This is a genomic window from Streptomyces sp. NPDC001492 (genome assembly GCF_053597275.1).
The window spans coordinates 158,417-173,489 of record NZ_JBSFHW010000003.1; the positions used below are offsets into that span (position 1 = coordinate 158,417).

The following is a 15,073-nucleotide window of genomic DNA, read 5'->3' on the forward strand; positions in this document are numbered from 1 at the left end:
ACCTACCAGCGGGCCGCGCCCAGGTCTCTGGAGATCGCACGTGCCGCCTCCCGCAGCACGGTGATCAGGGCCGGCTGAGGCCGGCCTTTGGTGTCGCAGATCCGCTCGACGGCGCCGGACACCCCGATCGCGCCCACCACCAGACCGCCCTGCCCCCGGATCGGCGCGGCGATTCCGGCTTCGCCCATGCTCATCTCCTGCACCTCGGCGCCCCAGCCGAGATCCCGTATCTCGGCCAGCGCCCGGTTGATCTCCTCCGGGTGCACCAGGGTGTGCCGGGTGTACGGCTCCGGCGCCTCCTCCAGCAAGACGTCGACGGGCGTGACTCCGAAGGCCAGCAGGACCTTGCCGAGCGAGGAGGCGTGCAGGGGCAGCAGTGCGCCGACGTCGAGGGTCTGGAGGGTGTCGTCCGGCCGGAAGACATGGTGGATGACCAGCACCCTGCCCTCCAGGGGCGTGCCCAGGCGTACGGCCTCGCCGCTGCGGGCGGCCAGGGCGTCGGCCCAGTTGATGGAGCGCGACCGCAGTTCGTTGACGTCGAGATAACTGGTGCCGAGGTGCAGCAGAGCCGCCCCGAGCTGGTACTTTCCGGTCGCCGGGTCCTGCTCGACGAAGTCCACATGTTGCAGGGTGCGCAGGATGCCGTGGGCGGTGCCCTTGGCCAGACCCAGCGAGGACGCCACCTCGCCCAGTCCCATCCGACGGGATCCTCCGGCGAGCAGGCGCAGGATCGCCGCCGCTCGCTCGATGGACTGGACTGGGCCGGCCATGAAGCGATGGTAGTCCGAGTTTTGCCCTTTTGGGACTGTCGTTCGGTAATGCCGACCGATGTTCGTTGACGGACGGAATTTCCCTCCTTAGCGTTCCACCGGCACGCCCGGTCCGCCGCCCCCAGAGCTTCCCCGAGGAGGAAACATGACAGCAGCGCAGCTCGCCGCCGCGCCCCGCGGGGAAGCCGAACACATCTTCGCGCTGCCGCACGCGGCGGGAGCCGTCTCGGCCGTACGCCGCCACATACGCCAGATCCTCACCGACTGGAACCTGGCCGCGGACCTCGCCGAGGACGTACTGCTGGTGGCCTCGGAGCTGCTCACCAACGCCCTCGTCCACGCCCTGCCCCCGGCGACGCTGAGCCTCTCGCGCAGCGAGGTGGACCGGTGCCGAGCCGTACGCGTCGAGGTGACCGACATGGGGCCGGTGAGATCGGCGGGACTGTCCCCCTCCGTCCTCGACCCGGACGAGCACGGCCGGGGCCTCGGCATCGTCACCGCACTGGCGACCCGGTGCGGCGTACGCGTGCACGCGGGCGGGACGAGCCGGTGGGCGGAGCTGCAGGTGGGGCGGGGCTGAGGCGCACCACCTTCTGGCGCCGTCGCCACGCGAGCCGGCGGGCGGCGGCCTCGTAGGTGGCGGCGGTGGCGCTGCTCGCCCTGGACGGCGGCTGCACGCTCTCCGGGTGAACCTTCCGGCCGTTCCCGACGCGATTCCCACCCTGCTGGAAGAGATCTCGATCACGGGAAGACCCGCAGGACAGGCAGCTGTCACAAAAACAGGCTCTGCCTTGTCTTCCCTGCTAGAGGCGTCTCGTACAGGCACCTCTCACAGAGATCAGGGAACCGAGAGGAATTCCGTCATGAAGGTCGTAGTGATCGGTGGGACCGGGCTGATCGGCTCGAAGGTGGTCGCCGGGCTCGGCGAGCACGGGCACGAGGCGGTCGCGGCCGCGCCCAGCACCGGCGTCAACACGCTGACGGGCGAGGGGCTGGCCGGCGTCCTGCAGGGCGCGTCGGTCGTGGTCGACGTCTCCAACTCGCCCTCCTTCGAGGACGAGGCGGTCATGGAGTTCTTCCGCACGTCCACGACCAACCTGCTGAAGGCGGAGACCGATGCGGGCGTCCGGCACCACGTGGCGCTGTCCGTCGTCGGCACCGACCGCCTCCAGGGCAGCGGCTACTTCCGCGCCAAGCAGGTCCAGGAGGACCTGATCAAGGCGTCGGGCATCCCCTTCTCCATCGTTCACGCCACGCAGTTCTTCGAGTTCGGGAAGGGTCTCGCCGACGGGATGACCGAGGGCGACACCGTGCGGGTGCCCGACGCCAAGATCCAGCCCATCGTCTCCGACGACGTGGCCGCGGCCGTCGTCCGTACCGCAGTCGGCGCCCCGGCGGACGGCGTGGTGGAGGTCGCAGGTCCCGAGGCGTTCCAGCTGGAGGAGTTCATCCGCCTGGCCCTCGCCGCCCACGACGACCCCCGCACCGTCGTCACGGACCCGCAGGCGACGTACTGGGGCGCGGAGTTGACGGAGACCTCGCTCCTGCCGGGTCCGGACGCGCACCGCGCCGAGACCCGGTTCGCCGACTGGCTCGCCCAGCAGAAGTAAGGGGAAACCTTCAGGCGGCGGTGGCGTCCTTGAGTGCCTTCAGCAGCTGCTCGCGGGGCATCTTCGAGCGGCCGGCAATGTCGGCATCGGAAGCCCGCGCCTGTCGCGGATCCGACCGGAGGTGCCGCGCTGCAGCCGGTGGGAGTGGACCGTGTGGTCCTCGGTCGCCGTGAACAGGGCCACGGGCACGCTGACCAGCCCCGGCGTGACCACTCCTCTCCAGACGGAGGGCGCCACCTCTCACCTCGCCTTTCGTTCTGTGTCCCGGGCGCGTCCCCGCTCCGGCCCGCTCAGACGTTTGACCTGAGCGGCAGCGGCTTCGGCGCGCCGGCGGGCCTCCCTGACCTGCCGGTCGGTGGCGCGGGCCAGCTCGCGGGCCTTGCGGGCGGCCGACTCGGCCTCATGGTGTTCGCTCTCCAGCCGCTTGATCTCCTCGGCCAGCTCCGTCAGTCGCTGTTCGAGTTCGTCGGCGCGTGTCTGCGTGTCCCGCGCCTGCCGGTCGGCGGCCGCGGCTTCCTCCTGACGGGCGGTGAGGTCGCGTTCGGTGTCCTCGGCCTGCCGCCGGGCCCGTTCGAGCCGCCTGCGCTGCCCTTCTCCCGCCGTGCCGCCGTCTCGCGCGGGCCGGGCCGGTGCGGGCTCGCGAGGACGCGGGCGCGCGCCGTCGGCGGCCGCCGGGAAGCCGACGGCCTGGTCGAAGGCCTTGACCAGGTGGCCACCGGCCCACTCCCGCGCGGCATCCGGGTGGGCGAGCACGGCGTGCAGGATGGTCTCGACCTCGCGCTGGACGCCCTCGCCGACCGGGTGCCCGGCCTGCGAGGCCAGCTGGCGTGCCTGCCGAGACAGCGCGTTGATCAGGGCGTGCTGCCGACGGCTGAGTTCCCGCAGCTGCGCCCCGTCCAGGTCACGGTGCGCCTGGCGCAGGCCTTCGCCGAGGCGCAGCAGCGTGTCGGTCTCCTCGGGCTGTTCTCGTACGAGGAGGTTGCTCGCCCAGGCCGACAGGCTGGGACGGCGCAGCTTGGTGATCTCCCCGGCGAGGGTGCGGTCACCGGCCCTGCGGGCCTCGGCCGCACGGGCGTCGCGGGCCGCGGTGAAGTCCTCCGGCTTCAGCGCGTACAGCTCGTCCGCGACAGTCTCCAGGTCCAGGTCCAGGCTCATCGCGTCCCTCCGTGCTCGACGCCAAGTGACCGAGTTTCGCGGTATTCAACCCTTATGCCGGATTCCACCTCGACATCCTGGGGCTGAGCCGGCGGGCGACATCGACACCGACTGCCCCCTGCCCCTGCCCCCGCGTCCAGCTCCGCCCAGCCCTTGCCCCACCTATCGATATTCGATAGATTCCCATCGCAACTCGATGGAGGCTGAGTCATGGGAAAGCTGGCAGTGCGTGCGCTGCGCACAGTGCTCGTGGTGGTGTTCGCCGGCACCGTGTTCGTGCAGGCAGGAATGGTGTGGGCGCTGATCGGCAAGAACGACCCGGAGGACGGGTCGCTCCCGCTGACCCCGCTGCGTGTGATCACGATCCTGGGCATGGTGTCGGTCCAGGTCGCCCTGGTCTGCGTATGGCGCCTGGTGGCGATGGTGCGACGTGGAACCGTGTTCTCCCACGCCGCCTTCCGGTACGTGGACGGCGTGATCGGCGCGATCGTGGCGGCCTCCCTTGTGTGGTTCGCGGTCACGGCCATCAATGCGCCGGGTCAGCGGGACGACCCGGGCGTCACCGTCATCATGGGCGGGATCGGCCTGGCCATCCTCGGGGTCGCGCTCATCGTGCTCGTGCTGCGGATGCTGCTCGCCCAGGCCGTCGCGCGCGACGTCGAAGCGGCGCAGCTGCAGGCCGAGTTGGACGAGGTGATCTGATGCCGATCGCCGTCGACATCGATGTGATGCTGGCCAGGCGGAAGATGTCCGTGGGCGAACTCGCGGAACGCGTGGGGATCACGCCCGCCAATGTGGCGGTGCTCAAGAACGGCCGTGCCAAGGCGGTGCGCTTCACGACGCTGGCCGCCCTCTGCGAGGTGCTCAAGTGCCAGCCGGGCGACCTGCTGCGCTGGGAGGCCGAGGACGCCTCAAGCGGATGAGGTTGCCCCCTGGCAGGCGTGGAAACGCCCGACACCACCGGCCGTGACACGACACCTGCACCGCATGAAGCCCGCCCGTCAGCCCCCCTGCGGTTGCGGTCCCTGGTCAGGATCCTGGCTCCTGCCGGTGACCGACCGCACCACCTCCTCGATCAGCATCCTGTTCTCCTGGTCCGCGCTCTCGCCCACGGCGAAGCGGGTGCGGATGTAGGCATAAGAGAGGTCGAGCCGGGGGCTGGCGAAAGCGACGGCTCCGGCTGCCCCTCCATGACCGAAAGCGTCAGGGCCGAGGCAGCGGTAGTGGTCGTCGAAGACCGTGAAGCCGAGGGCGAAGCGGCTTTCGACTCCGCCCACCGCGTCGATGCCCTCGGAGTGGATTCGGGTGAACGTCTCGAGCGTCTCCGCATCCAGCAGAGCCGGCCTGTCGTCCAGCACTCCGATCACCGCCGCGTACGCCCCGGCCACGCCTCGGGCGGAGGCGACACCGCCGGCCGAACCCTGGCCGAGGGCCCTGGTACGGCGGAAGTTCGGGAAGACGGACAGGTCCGGCATGTACTTGAGACTGAAGGCGATCTTCACCAGCTCCGGCGGCTCCTCCACCACCGCACCAGGAGTCGGGATCGCCGGGTCCACCGGCACATACCTGGGTTCCAGCTCCTCCGGCAGGCCCAGGTAGAAGTCGACACCGTGCGGACGGCGCACCCGGTGCTCCCACCAGTCCTGGAGGGTACGACCGGTGGCGCGACGCACGACCTCGCCCGTGAGGGCGGCTATGACGAGGCCGTGGTAGCCGAACGCCGTGCCGGGCTTCCAGTAGGGGGCCTGGGCGGCCAGACGCTGGGCCATGAGGGTGTCGTCGGCCAGTTCCTCGATCGTGAAGACGTCGTCCACGCCTACCACGCCCGCCTGGTGGGCGAGCAGTTGCCGCAGGGTCAGCTCTCCCTTGCCCGCCTCGGCGAACTCCGGCCAGTACGACGCCACCGTTCGGTCCAGGTCCAGTACGCCGTCTTGGACGAGCAGGGCCACCACCAGGTGGGCCGCTCCCTTGCTCACCGAGAACACACCGGTCAGCGAGTCGCCATCCTCGACAGGGCCGGCCCAGAGGTCCACCACGCGCTCACCTCGGTGATGCACCGCAAGCTGTTGGCCTGTCGGGTGCGGTTGCTGGGCCGCCACCCGCGCGAAGACCTCGCGCACCGCTTCGAAGCCTGCTTGCACATGTCCGTGAACGTGCCCCTGCACCAGCGCGCGGCCACCGTCTCCGTTGTCAGTCAACCCTGTCTCCCGTCATGGAATGTTCAGCCTCTGGAGGTACCCGCGTACGCGATCAGTAAATGCACCGGCCGGATGCGGCTCTGCCGCCGCCGCGACGAACCCCAACGCAGCAGGTCCTGTGTTGCGGACGTGATTCTGGCGCGACAAGCCTGGGGCGCGACCGAATGCAGCCGGAAACGGCGGCTCCTGGTCCGTTTTCGTGACCAGCATTGACGTTGCCGATTACCCGCGTGACGCTATGAACAACCAGCGGGACCGTGACGCCCAGGCAGAAGCCGTCACGACAACAGGCGAGCAGTTACAGCCAAGCAGTGAGGAATCCCTGACCAGACTGATGGAAAGGTTTTCCATGGCGGCAAATGTGCTCTCCGCCGTAGCCATACTCGTGTCGTTCGTATCGTTTGTCATCAGCTTCCATGCTTCGCGCACGGCTGACCGCAGGGCCAGAATGCCCGTCCTCGTGATGAAACGCTTGGCCACTGACGAGTCGGGGCTCAATCAGATCCTCTTCACCAATGTGGGTACCGGTCCAGCCTTGAACATAATTTTCGGTCTGGGAGAAGTGGTCAAGGGTGCGGGATCGAAACAGCTTCAAAAAGGCGTCAGGGAGCCCTGGTTCAGTCCCCTTCACCTGTATCCGATACCGCCGGGCGGGCAGCTGAAGGTACTCCACCCTCAGACGAGCAGCCTTTTGGGAGCCATGTATACGGACGCCCTCGGGAACGCCTATACGGTCAAGGCAAGTCAATACGGGACGCTTACCCTTGAAAAGAAGCATCTCCCAGAGGTGTGGAAGATGGAAATCGTTCCAGCGATGTGGAACGAGCTGCCCGACGAGAGGCCGTGGCACCGAACGAGCTCCGATGGACGCACCCTGGCCGAGGCCGCAGCCTCACCAGGCAGCGCATTACGTAGCAGAGCAAATGATCAAGGGCCTCGTCTCACATGATGTGATCCAAGGCCCTGATCTGCGACTACGGAGAAGACTCCAGTCGGGACGACAGGATTTGAACCTGCGACCCCTTGACCCCCAGTCAAGTGCGCTACCAAGCTGCGCCACGTCCCGGTGCGCTTCCCGCGGTGAACCGCGTGATCGCGCGGACAGCACTTTACCGCACGTGCGGGGTGGTGCCGAAGCGGGCCGGGGGGGCGCGCGACAATCGGGCGTATGGGCAGCACGGGACGCAGGAGCAGCGCGCCGTCGGGCCGGGTGGCCGGGGCGCGGGACCGGGACGGCGAGGGGCGGGCTCGCAATGCCCGGCCGCGGGACGGACTCGGGCGGCCGTTGCCGTACGACGCGGAGGGGGTGGCCCGGCAGCCCGAGGGCGTGGTGCGCACCCCGGAGCAGAGCGTCGCCGAGGCGCAGGAGCTGCTGGACGACGGTAAGCCCTTCCACGCGCATGAGGTGTTCGAGGATGCGTGGAAGTCGGGGCCGGAGGAGGAGCGGGAGCTGTGGCGGGGGCTGGCGCAGCTTGCCGTAGGGCTCACGCACGCGGCCCGCGGGAATGTCACCGGCGGCGCCCGGTTGCTGCGGCGGGGCGCCGGGGCCGTGGAGCAGTGGGCGGCGGGATCGGGGCGGCAGCGGCCGTACGGGATGGATCTGGTGGGGCTGGTCGGCTGGGCGCGTGAGCTGGCGGACGACGTGGAGACCGGCGGCGGGGCCGTCGACGCGGGAGCGCGGGCGCCGCGGTTGCGTGGGCGGACCTCGTAGGGCCTGCGGCTGCGCGGCCGGCCCGCCTCCGGTGGGGCCCTCCGGCGTCCGTACCCGCTCGGTAGGGACGCGGTGTACGCACTGTCAGTGGGGTGCGGCACACTCGGGGTGTGCGAAAGATTCATGTCATCGGTATCGGCGCGGGCGACCCCGACCAGCTCACCCTTCAGGCGGTCAGGGCGCTGCGGAGCACGGACGTGTTCTTCATTCTCGAGAAGGGTGAGGTGAAGGACGACCTCACCCGCCTCCGCCGGGACATGCTCGACGCGCACCTACCGGACGGGGCGTCGTACCGGCTGGTCGAGGCGCGGGACCCGGAGCGGGACCGCAAGGCGGGCGGTGCGGACTACTCCCCCGCGGTCGGGGACTGGCGCAGTGCCCGTGCCGACATCTACGAGCGGCTGATCGCCGAGGAGCTGGGCGAGGACGAGAGCGGCGCGTTCCTGGTGTGGGGGGATCCGGCGTTGTACGACAGCACGATCGGGATTCTGGAGGAGGTACGGGAGCGGGGCGGCGTCGAGTTCGACTACGACGTCGTGCCGGGCATCAGCAGTGTCTCCGCGCTCGTCGCCCGGCATCGTACGGGGCTGAACCGGGTGGCCCGGCCCGTCCAGATCACCACTGGGCGGCGGCTCGCCGAGGGCTTCCCGGAGGGGGTGGACGACGTGGTCGTGATGCTGGACGCCCACCAAACCTTCCGGCAGTACGCCGACGAGGACATCGACATCTACTGGGGCGCGTACATCGGCACCCCGGACGAGATCCTCGCCTCCGGGCCGATCGGTGAGGCCGCGCCGCACATCGAGCGGCTGCGGGCCGAGGCCCGGGAGCGCAAGGGGTGGATCATGGACACGTATCTGCTGCGCAGACATCCCGGGCAGCGGTAGGCATACGCCACCCGGAAACCGCTGCCACCGTCTGAAATCGGTGTGCTCGGCGCAGTGGGTGATCGCCGTACTCGCCTCATGTCTCCCGCACCCGTCCGCTTCCGCGACACCCGCCGCGTGGCCTACGACTTCTCCGGGTCCACGCTGGTGCGGCTGCCCGCGCTGCGACCGCGTGGCCCACTTCGAGCGGCGCGAGGGCCGGGCGGCCGGCGCCCCGGACCGGACGTATCCGGAACGGCGTCTGGTCTGCCGCTCCTGCGGTCTGTCCCGCATCGACACCGGACCGCACGGTGGGACACGGCGGCCCGGACAGAGATGCTGCCGGCCGGCCCTGTGGCTGCGGGCGGAGACCAGGCACGGTGAGCTGTGGGCGTACAACCTCGAACACCTCGACCTGATCAGGCGGTTCGTCGCCGCCGATCTGCGGGAGCGGGCGCCCTGGTACGACACCGGGCGGAAGATGACGCTGGTCGCGAGGCTGCCCGCCTGGATCAAGAGCGCCAAGAACCGCACCGAGGTGCTGCACGCGATCGACCGGCTGCGGGCGTCGGTCACCTCGGGGTGAGACCCAGCCGGGCGAGGGTCTGCGGCACATCGGGGACTGCGGTCACGCCCTCCGGCAACGGCGGCCTTCGTACGACCACGACCGGCAGCCGGAGTCCGCGGGCGGCCGTGAGCTTGGCGGCCGTCGCCTCTCCCCCGCTGTCCTTCGTCACCACGACGTCGACCATGTACTCGCTCAGCAGCGCCGTCTCGTCGTCCACCGTGAACGGCCCGCGCGCCAGCAGCACTTCCGTGTGCGGCGGCATCGGCGGCTCGGGAGGTTCCACGGACCGCACGACGAAGTGACGGTCTGTCAGGTGGGCGAAGACGGAGAGGCCCATGCGTCCTGTGGTCAGGAACACGCGGGGGCCGAAGCGCGGCAGCAGGTTCGCCGCCGCGGCGAGGGACGGGACCATGTGCCAGCGGTCCTCGGGGCCGGGTTGCCAGCCTGGTCGGCGCAGGACGACCGCCGGGACTCCGGTCGCCGACGCGGCCTGCGCCGCGTTCGCCGTGATGGCCTCCGCGAAGGGGTGCGTGGCGTCCACGAGGGCGTCCACGCGCTGCTCGCGCAGCCAGCCGGCCAGCCCCTGCGCCCCTCCGAAGCCTCCGACGCGTACGTCCCCTGCCAGTGCGCCCGGCCGGCCCACCCGCCCCGCGAGCGAGGTCGTGACGCGTACGCCGGGATGTGCCGCGAGCGCGGCGGCCAGTTCGCGGGCCTCGGTGGTGCCGCCGAGGATCAGGACGTGGGGGGACATGGGTGCGAGCGTACGAGGTCGGCGATGGACGCGGTTGCGGGGGATGCGGGACGGCCGCCCGGTGGGGGTACCGGGCGGCCGTCTTGTTTCATGTGCTCAGCCCTGACGGGCCTTGAAGCGGGGGTCCTTCTTGTTGATCACGTAGACCACGCCCCGTCGGCGGACCACCTGGGCGCCGGGCTTGGACTTCAGTGAACGCAGGGACTTGCGGACCTTCATGGTTCTGCTCTCCTCGGGTTGCGCGCGGGACCGCGTCAGTGACGCGTCGCCGCGGAGCGGCCGTAGCGGCGCTCGAAGCGCTCCACCCGGCCGGCCGTGTCCAGGACCCGCGACCTGCCCGTGTAGAAGGGGTGGGACGCCGAGGAGATCTCGACGTCGATCACGGGGTAGGTGTTGCCGTCCTCCCACTCGATCGTCTTCGAGGAGTCGGCGGTGGAGCGGGTCAGGAAGGTGACGTCCGCGGTGCGGTCGCGGAAGACCACATGGCGGGAGTCGGGATGGATGCGGGGCTTCATGGGGTTTTCCTTTCCGGGACCGCGGCCGGAGGGTGGTTCCTCAGGGCCGCGGCCTGGTCGTCGCGGGCTGCTTCAGCGCTCCTCGCGGAACTCGACGTGCGCGCCGGCCACCGGGTCGTACTTGCGCAGGACGAGTCGGTCGGGGTCGTTGAGGCGGTTCTTGCGGGTCACGTAGGTGACGCCGGTTCCGGCCGTCGACTTCAGCTTGACGACGGGGCGCGCGGTGCTGCGTGCCATGAGGTTCTCCCTTCGCCCACGCCACGGATTGTTGATCCGAGCATGTCAATCACAGCCGGTCCAACAACGGCTCCCGCTGTCGCATTCCCGGGGTGGCGGGCGAGGCGCGGTTATCGTCCAGGCATGGAGTCAGTGCGGGGAGCCGTGAGTGGATCCATGGGTGGACCGGTGCGTGCCGTTCTCATCGACATCGACGGGGTGCTGACCGTCTCGTGGGAGCCGCTGCCTGGGACGGTCGAGGCGTTGCGGGAGATCCGGGAGGCCGGGTTCGGGGTCGCGCTGGTCACCAACACGACCTCGCGGACCCGGGCGTCGATCGCCGGGACCCTGCGGCAGGCGGGGTTCGCGGTCGACGCGGAGGACATCCTGACCGCGCCCGTCGCCACCGCCGCGTATCTCGCCGAGCACTGCCCGGGGGCGCGGTGTGTGCTGCTGAACAGCGGGGACATCCGGGAGGACCTCGACGGGGTCGCGCTGCTGGACCCTGCGGCTGCCGACCCAGGGGCTGTGGACCCCGACGGTGCGGAGAGCGTGCCGGATGTCGTGGTCGTCGGGGGTGCGGGGCCGGAGTTCGACTACGACGCGCTCAACAGGGCCTTCGGGTATCTGCAGCGCGGGGCGCGGCTGGTGGCCGTACACCGGAATCTGTACTGGCGTACCGACGCCGGGCTGCAGCTCGACTCCGGGGCGTTTCTCGTCGGGCTGGAGCGGGCGGCCCGGATCGAGGCCGAGGTGACCGGGAAGCCGTCGGCGGCGTTCTTCGAGGCGGCGCTGGCGCGGCTCGGTGTGGGGGCGGGTGAGGCGCTGATGGTCGGGGACGACATCGAGTCCGATGTGCTGGCGGCTCAGCGGGCCGGGATCACGGGGGTGCTGGTGAAGACCGGGAAGTATCTGCCCGAGACACATCGGGATGCGAGCGGTACGCCGGATCACGTCATCGAGTCGTTTGCGGATCTGCCGGGGTTGTTGCGGGGTTCGGCGGAGAGGTAGCGCGGCTAGCGCAACAGCAGCTGCAGGCCGCCCACGATCGTCGCGGCGATGACGAGTTGTTCGAAGAGGCGCTGGTTGATTCGGTTCACAGCCCATTTGCCGAACAACGCACCGGGCACGACGAACGCCGCGAGGGCGGCGTCGAGGAACAGCGAGCGGCCGTCGATCAGACCGAGCCCGGCGCTGAAGGGCACCTTCGACACGTTCACGATCAGGAAGAAGAACGCCGAGGTACCCAGGAAGCCCAGCTTGCGGAAGCCCGCCGACAGCAGGTACATCGACATCACCGGGCCGCCCGCGTTGGCGACCATCGTGGTGAAGCCGCCGAGCACGCCGTACGAGCGGGCCTTGACCCGGCCGGACCTCGTGGCCACCGAGTCCGGCTCCTCCTCGGCCTCGGCCGTGCGTCGCCGCCACACCGTCACGCCCGCCATCAGCAGCAGGATCGCGCCGATCGACGTCCGTACGATCCCGTCGTCGGCCCACATCAGGAACACCGTGCCCACGACCACGCCCGCCGCGACCGCCGGGAACAGCCGCCACAGCGTGGGCCAGTGGGCGTGCCGCCGGTAGGTGAGCACGGCCAGGACGTCGCCGACGATCAGGATCGGCAGGAGGACGCCGGTGGAGGCGCGGGCGGGCAGGACCGCGGCGAAGATGGCGAGGCTCACCGTGTTGGCCCCGCTCACGGCGGTCTTGGAGAAGCCGACGAGGAGGGCTGCGCAGGCGAGGGCGGCGAACTCCCAGCCGGTTATGTGCCAGAGCGTCATCGTGTTCATGCGGGAAGCGATGCTATGCGCAGGCAGGGGGGTGTGTAAGTACCGTCTCGCTGGTTGGCACCCGGCGGTGGTGAGGCCGCTGCCGGGGGCTGCCGCCCCCAGACCCCCGCCTCGGCCCTCAAGGGGCCTCGTCCTCAGACGCCGGACGGGCTGAGATCACCGACCGGCCGCCAAGCAGCGCCCCGCGGAGCGCTCAGTGCCGCTCCACCAGCACCGCACTCCCCTGCCCCACCCCCACACACATCGTCGCCAAGCCCCGCTCCGCCCCCGTCCGCCGCATCCGGTGCAGCAACGTCGTAAGAATGCGTGCCCCCGAACAGCCCAGTGGATGCCCCAGGGCGATCGCGCCGCCGCTCGGGTTGACCAGGTCGGGGTCGATGCCGAGCCGGTCCACGCACGCGAGGGCCTGGGCGGCGAACGCCTCGTTGAACTCGGCCTCCTGGATGTCGGCGACGGTCCAGTCGGCGCGGGCGAGGGCCTTGCGGGTGGCCGGGACCGGGCCGATGCCCATCACGTCGGGGTGGACCCCGGCCGAGGCGCCGGCGACGTAGCGGCCCAGGGATTCCAGGCCCAGGTCGCCCAGGGCTTCCTCGCTGACCAGGAGGAGGCCGGCGGCGCCGTCGTTCATCGGGGAGGCGTTGCCCGCGGTGACCGTGCCTCCGGTGCGGAAGACCGGCTTGAGGCGGGAGAGTTTCTCGTACGAGGTGTCCTCGCGGATGCATTCGTCGGCCTCGACGAGCACCCCGTCGGGACGCTCCACCGGCAGGAGTTCATCGTCGAAGTGGCCGTTCTTGCGGGCGTCCGCGGCGCGTTGGTGGCTGCGCAGGGCGAACTCGTCCTGGCGTTCGCGGGTGATGCCGTGGCAGTCGGCGACCTCCTCCGCGGTCTCGCCCATGGACAGCAGGCCGTGGAGGTCCTTCATCGCCGGGTTGACCAGGCGCCAGCCGAGGCGGGTGTCGACCGTCTCGATCCGGTGCGGGAGGGCCTCATCGGGGCGGGGCAGGACGAAGGGGGCGCGGCTCATCGACTCGGAGCCGCCCGCGAGGACGATGTCGGCCTCTCCGGCGGCGATGGTGCGGGCGGCCGTCGTCACCGCCTCCAGGCCCGAGGCGCACAGGCGGTTGACGGTGGCGCCGGGGACGGACTCGGGGAGGCCGGCGAGGAGCGCGGCCATGCGGGCGACGTTGCGGTTGTCCTCGCCCGCCTGGTTGGCGGCGCCCCAGTAGACGTCGTCGATGCGCGCCGGGTCGAGGGCGGGGACGTCCGCGACGAGGGACCGGATCACATGCGCCGCGAGGTCGTCGGGGCGCACGGAGGACAGCGCTCCGCGCAGCTTTCCGATGGGGGTGCGGCGGGCGGCCGCGAAGTGGACGGGGCGCACGACAGGACTCCTGACCGAGGGCACACTTAATTAGCGCTGCTAGTTTTGGAGTGTAGACCGCCGCCGCGCCGCCTGGGAAGATCCGGGAAGGTCACCAGGACACCTGGGACCGGAACCAGCACCTTCACCGATGCAGCTGGAGGAGACATGGCCGACGCCCGCGAGCACGTCGTCACGGGGAGCAACGGCTCGATCGCCGTACGCGAGTGGCCTCGGGAGCGGCCCCGGTATCTGGCGCTGGTCGTGCACGGCTACGGAGAGCACGCCGGGCGGTACGAGGAACTGGCCGGGGTGCTGGTCGGGCACGGGGCCGCGGTCTTCGCGCCCGATCATGTGGGGCATGGCAGGTCGGCCGGCGAGCGGGTGCTGGTCGCGGACTTCGAGGACGTGGTCGGGGACGTTCATCTCGTGGCGGAGCTGGCGCGGTCCCTGTACCCGGGGGTGCGGGTCGCGCTGATCGGGCATTCCATGGGCGGACTCATCTCGGCCCGCTACGCCCAGCGGTACGGCGACGAGCTCGCCGCGCTCGTGCTGTCCGGGCCGGTGATCGGCGCGTGGGAGCTGCCGGGGCAGCTGCTCGCGCTCGACGAGATCCCCGACACGCCCATCAGTCCTGCCTCGCTCTCCCGCAATGCGGCGGTGGGAGCGGCGTACGTGGCCGATCCGCTGGTCTGGCACGGTCCGATGAAGCGGCCGACCGTGGAGGCGTTCGCGCGGACGCTCGAGACCGTCACCAAGAACGGCGATGTCGGCCGGCTGCCGCTGCTGTGGCTGCACGGCGAAGACGACCGGCTGGTCCCGCTCGCCGGGAGCCGCGTCGGCGTGGAGCAGCTCAGCGGCGGCAACCTCACCGAACGGATCTACCCCGGCGCCCGGCACGAGGTGTTCAACGAGACCAACAAGGCCGAGGTCTTCGCAGATCTGTCCCGGTTCCTGGACGGCGTGGTCACGGGCTGAGACGGCGCCGGGTGGCCCCTGCACCTTGTTTGCAGCACTTCGCCAGGGGCACCCGAGTGCGCGTGAAGTGACCGCAACGGCTGGAAGGAGAAGCGCCCTGATGACTGCCGTGAAGAGCACACTTCCGGAACCGGCCCGCAAGGTCGCCGGTGACGCGCTGCAGAGCACTCTCGTCGATCTTCTCGGGCTCTCACTGATCGCAAAGCAGGTGCACTGGAACATCGTGGGCCCGCGGTTCCGCTCGATCCACCTTCAGCTCGACGAGGTGGTGGCCACCGCCCGCACGTACGCCGACACGGTCGCGGAGCGATCCTCGGCGCTCGGCCTGCCGCCCGACGGGCGGCCCGAGACGATCGCGGCGTCCTGCACACTGCCGGGTCCGAAGGACGGCTGGGTGCGCGACACCGAGGTCGTCCAGCTGATCGCGGACGCGCTGGAGGCGGCGATCGGGCGGCTGCGCGAGCGCATCGCCGCGACCGCGGAACCGGACCCCGTCACCCAGGACCTGCTGATCTCCCTCACCGCGGAGCTCGAGAAGCAGCGGTGGATGTTCGACGCGGAGAACTGGCCGCGCGAGGACTGACT

The 15,073-nt window shown here is 70.4% G+C and carries 19 protein-coding genes, 1 tRNA gene and 1 pseudogene; 11 read left to right on the plus strand and 10 right to left on the minus strand.

The genetic code is table 11. From position 1 onward, the window contains the following. Positions 1 to 2: 2 nt before the first annotated feature. Positions 3 to 770, minus strand: coding sequence for an IclR family transcriptional regulator (locus ACWC1K_RS04785; protein WP_450693385.1), 768 nt, complete (start codon positions 768 to 770; stop codon positions 3 to 5). A gap of 145 nt (positions 771 to 915) precedes the next feature. Between ACWC1K_RS04785 and ACWC1K_RS04790 the strand changes: the two genes are divergently transcribed. Together ACWC1K_RS04790 and ACWC1K_RS04795 are read left to right on the plus strand one after the other, a co-directional pair. After that, the gene (locus ACWC1K_RS04790) at positions 916 to 1,350 is read left to right on the plus strand and encodes an ATP-binding protein (protein ID WP_450828817.1); all 435 of its coding nucleotides are present in this window, start codon (positions 916 to 918) and stop codon (positions 1,348 to 1,350) included. A 283-nt stretch (positions 1,351 to 1,633) separates the two neighbouring features. Next, positions 1,634 to 2,380 (plus strand): SDR family oxidoreductase, encoded by a 747-nt coding sequence (locus tag ACWC1K_RS04795; protein WP_450828818.1) that lies wholly within the window; start codon positions 1,634 to 1,636, stop codon positions 2,378 to 2,380. 240 nt (positions 2,381 to 2,620) lie between these two features. Here ACWC1K_RS04795 and ACWC1K_RS04800 read toward each other — a convergent pair whose 3' ends face one another. Beyond that, positions 2,621 to 3,535, minus strand: coding sequence for a hypothetical protein (locus ACWC1K_RS04800; protein WP_450828819.1), 915 nt, complete (start codon positions 3,533 to 3,535; stop codon positions 2,621 to 2,623). Between the two features lie 210 nt (positions 3,536 to 3,745). Here ACWC1K_RS04800 and ACWC1K_RS04805 point away from each other — a divergent pair, with 210 nt between their 5' ends. Next, complete coding sequence (locus tag ACWC1K_RS04805) at positions 3,746 to 4,237, plus strand: DUF2975 domain-containing protein (RefSeq protein ID WP_450828820.1); 492 nt, start codon at positions 3,746 to 3,748, stop codon at positions 4,235 to 4,237. After that, entirely contained in the window at positions 4,237 to 4,458 is a 222-nt protein-coding gene (locus ACWC1K_RS04810; RefSeq protein ID WP_450828821.1) for a helix-turn-helix domain-containing protein, read from the plus strand. Before ACWC1K_RS04805 ends, ACWC1K_RS04810 begins: the two co-directional genes overlap by 1 nt. A 78-nt stretch (positions 4,459 to 4,536) precedes the next feature. Here ACWC1K_RS04810 and ACWC1K_RS04815 read toward each other — a convergent pair whose 3' ends face one another. Beyond that, positions 4,537 to 5,700 carry a serine hydrolase domain-containing protein gene (locus ACWC1K_RS04815; protein WP_450829038.1) on the minus strand — a complete coding sequence of 388 codons (1,164 nt, stop codon included), beginning with the start codon at positions 5,698 to 5,700 and terminating at the stop codon, positions 4,537 to 4,539. Positions 5,701 to 5,932: 232 nt separating this feature from the next. Between ACWC1K_RS04815 and ACWC1K_RS04820 the strand changes: the two genes are divergently transcribed. Beyond that, the gene (locus tag ACWC1K_RS04820) at positions 5,933 to 6,682 is read left to right on the plus strand and encodes a hypothetical protein (protein ID WP_450828822.1); all 750 of its coding nucleotides are present in this window, start codon (positions 5,933 to 5,935) and stop codon (positions 6,680 to 6,682) included. Between the two features lie 43 nt (positions 6,683 to 6,725). Here ACWC1K_RS04820 and ACWC1K_RS04825 read toward each other — a convergent pair. Further along, positions 6,726 to 6,799, minus strand: a tRNA-Pro gene (locus ACWC1K_RS04825). Positions 6,800 to 6,901: 102 nt separating this feature from the next. Between ACWC1K_RS04825 and ACWC1K_RS04830 the strand changes: the two genes are divergently transcribed. From ACWC1K_RS04830 to ACWC1K_RS04840, 3 genes and pseudogenes are all read left to right on the plus strand, one after another. Continuing rightward, a complete protein-coding gene (locus ACWC1K_RS04830; protein WP_450828823.1) occupies positions 6,902 to 7,444 on the plus strand; it encodes a DUF309 domain-containing protein in 543 nt (180 codons plus the stop codon). A 110-nt stretch (positions 7,445 to 7,554) separates the two neighbouring features. Next, positions 7,555 to 8,331, plus strand: a complete 777-nt coding sequence (gene cobF, locus ACWC1K_RS04835) for a precorrin-6A synthase (deacetylating) (protein ID WP_450828824.1) — start codon at positions 7,555 to 7,557, stop codon at positions 8,329 to 8,331. A 78-nt stretch (positions 8,332 to 8,409) separates the two neighbouring features. Further along, positions 8,410 to 8,896 (plus strand): annotated as a pseudogene (locus tag ACWC1K_RS04840) (hypothetical protein). Here the strand turns inward: ACWC1K_RS04840 and ACWC1K_RS04845 are convergent. The 4 genes from ACWC1K_RS04845 to rpmG form a co-directional block, all read right to left on the minus strand. Continuing rightward, entirely contained in the window at positions 8,883 to 9,629 is a 747-nt protein-coding gene (locus ACWC1K_RS04845; RefSeq protein ID WP_450828825.1) for a cobalt-precorrin-6A reductase, read from the minus strand. The pseudogene ACWC1K_RS04840 and the gene ACWC1K_RS04845 overlap by 14 nt on opposite strands. 96 nt (positions 9,630 to 9,725) lie before the next feature. Then, positions 9,726 to 9,848: a type B 50S ribosomal protein L36 gene (ykgO, locus tag ACWC1K_RS04850; RefSeq protein WP_030935932.1), complete on the minus strand. Its 123-nt coding sequence runs from the start codon at positions 9,846 to 9,848 to the stop codon at positions 9,726 to 9,728. 35 nt (positions 9,849 to 9,883) lie between these two features. Then, positions 9,884 to 10,144 carry a type B 50S ribosomal protein L31 gene (locus tag ACWC1K_RS04855; protein WP_450828826.1) on the minus strand — a complete coding sequence of 87 codons (261 nt, stop codon included), beginning with the start codon at positions 10,142 to 10,144 and terminating at the stop codon, positions 9,884 to 9,886. Positions 10,145 to 10,216: 72 nt separating this feature from the next. After that, on the minus strand, positions 10,217 to 10,381 hold the full coding sequence (rpmG, locus tag ACWC1K_RS04860; RefSeq protein WP_266963303.1) for a 50S ribosomal protein L33: 165 nt from the start codon (positions 10,379 to 10,381) through the stop codon (positions 10,217 to 10,219). Positions 10,382 to 10,504: 123 nt separating this feature from the next. Here rpmG and ACWC1K_RS04865 point away from each other — a divergent pair, with 123 nt between their 5' ends. Further along, on the plus strand, positions 10,505 to 11,371 hold the full coding sequence (locus ACWC1K_RS04865) for an HAD-IIA family hydrolase (RefSeq protein WP_450828827.1): 867 nt from the start codon (positions 10,505 to 10,507) through the stop codon (positions 11,369 to 11,371). 5 nt (positions 11,372 to 11,376) lie between these two features. On the opposite strand, the gene ACWC1K_RS04870 is transcribed toward ACWC1K_RS04865, so the two are convergent. Together ACWC1K_RS04870 and ACWC1K_RS04875 are read right to left on the minus strand one after the other, a co-directional pair. Further along, positions 11,377 to 12,150, minus strand: a complete 774-nt coding sequence (locus tag ACWC1K_RS04870) for a sulfite exporter TauE/SafE family protein (RefSeq protein WP_450828828.1) — start codon at positions 12,148 to 12,150, stop codon at positions 11,377 to 11,379. Between the two features lie 193 nt (positions 12,151 to 12,343). Further along, positions 12,344 to 13,531: a thiolase family protein gene (locus tag ACWC1K_RS04875; protein ID WP_450828829.1), complete on the minus strand. Its 1,188-nt coding sequence runs from the start codon at positions 13,529 to 13,531 to the stop codon at positions 12,344 to 12,346. 147 nt (positions 13,532 to 13,678) lie between these two features. Here ACWC1K_RS04875 and ACWC1K_RS04880 point away from each other — a divergent pair, with 147 nt between their 5' ends. Further along, positions 13,679 to 14,488, plus strand: coding sequence for an alpha/beta hydrolase (locus ACWC1K_RS04880; protein ID WP_450828830.1), 810 nt, complete (start codon positions 13,679 to 13,681; stop codon positions 14,486 to 14,488). A 100-nt stretch (positions 14,489 to 14,588) separates the two neighbouring features. Continuing rightward, positions 14,589 to 15,071: a Dps family protein gene (locus ACWC1K_RS04885; RefSeq protein WP_450828831.1), complete on the plus strand. Its 483-nt coding sequence runs from the start codon at positions 14,589 to 14,591 to the stop codon at positions 15,069 to 15,071. The last annotated feature ends 2 nt before the right edge of the window (positions 15,072 to 15,073 follow it).

Coding starts and splice junctions, on each gene's coding strand:
- ACWC1K_RS04865 (WP_450828827.1), top strand. CDS start 10,505: ATGGAGTCAGTGCGGGGAGCCGTGAGTGGATCCATGGGTGGACCGGTG.
- ACWC1K_RS04830 (WP_450828823.1), top strand. CDS start 6,902: ATGGGCAGCACGGGACGCAGGAGCAGCGCGCCGTCGGGCCGGGTGGCC.
- ACWC1K_RS04800 (WP_450828819.1), bottom strand. CDS start 3,535: ATGAGCCTGGACCTGGACCTGGAGACTGTCGCGGACGAGCTGTACGCG.
- ykgO (WP_030935932.1), bottom strand. CDS start 9,848: ATGAAGGTCCGCAAGTCCCTGCGTTCACTGAAGTCCAAGCCCGGCGCC.
- ACWC1K_RS04810 (WP_450828821.1), top strand. CDS start 4,237: ATGCCGATCGCCGTCGACATCGATGTGATGCTGGCCAGGCGGAAGATG.
- ACWC1K_RS04880 (WP_450828830.1), top strand. CDS start 13,679: ATGGCCGACGCCCGCGAGCACGTCGTCACGGGGAGCAACGGCTCGATC.
- rpmG (WP_266963303.1), bottom strand. CDS start 10,381: ATGGCACGCAGCACCGCGCGCCCCGTCGTCAAGCTGAAGTCGACGGCC.
- ACWC1K_RS04785 (WP_450693385.1), bottom strand. CDS start 770: ATGGCCGGCCCAGTCCAGTCCATCGAGCGAGCGGCGGCGATCCTGCGC.
- ACWC1K_RS04805 (WP_450828820.1), top strand. CDS start 3,746: ATGGGAAAGCTGGCAGTGCGTGCGCTGCGCACAGTGCTCGTGGTGGTG.
- ACWC1K_RS04885 (WP_450828831.1), top strand. CDS start 14,589: ATGACTGCCGTGAAGAGCACACTTCCGGAACCGGCCCGCAAGGTCGCC.
- ACWC1K_RS04845 (WP_450828825.1), bottom strand. CDS start 9,629: ATGTCCCCCCACGTCCTGATCCTCGGCGGCACCACCGAGGCCCGCGAA.
- ACWC1K_RS04795 (WP_450828818.1), top strand. CDS start 1,634: ATGAAGGTCGTAGTGATCGGTGGGACCGGGCTGATCGGCTCGAAGGTG.
- ACWC1K_RS04855 (WP_450828826.1), bottom strand. CDS start 10,144: ATGAAGCCCCGCATCCATCCCGACTCCCGCCATGTGGTCTTCCGCGAC.
- ACWC1K_RS04870 (WP_450828828.1), bottom strand. CDS start 12,150: ATGAACACGATGACGCTCTGGCACATAACCGGCTGGGAGTTCGCCGCC.
- ACWC1K_RS04790 (WP_450828817.1), top strand. CDS start 916: ATGACAGCAGCGCAGCTCGCCGCCGCGCCCCGCGGGGAAGCCGAACAC.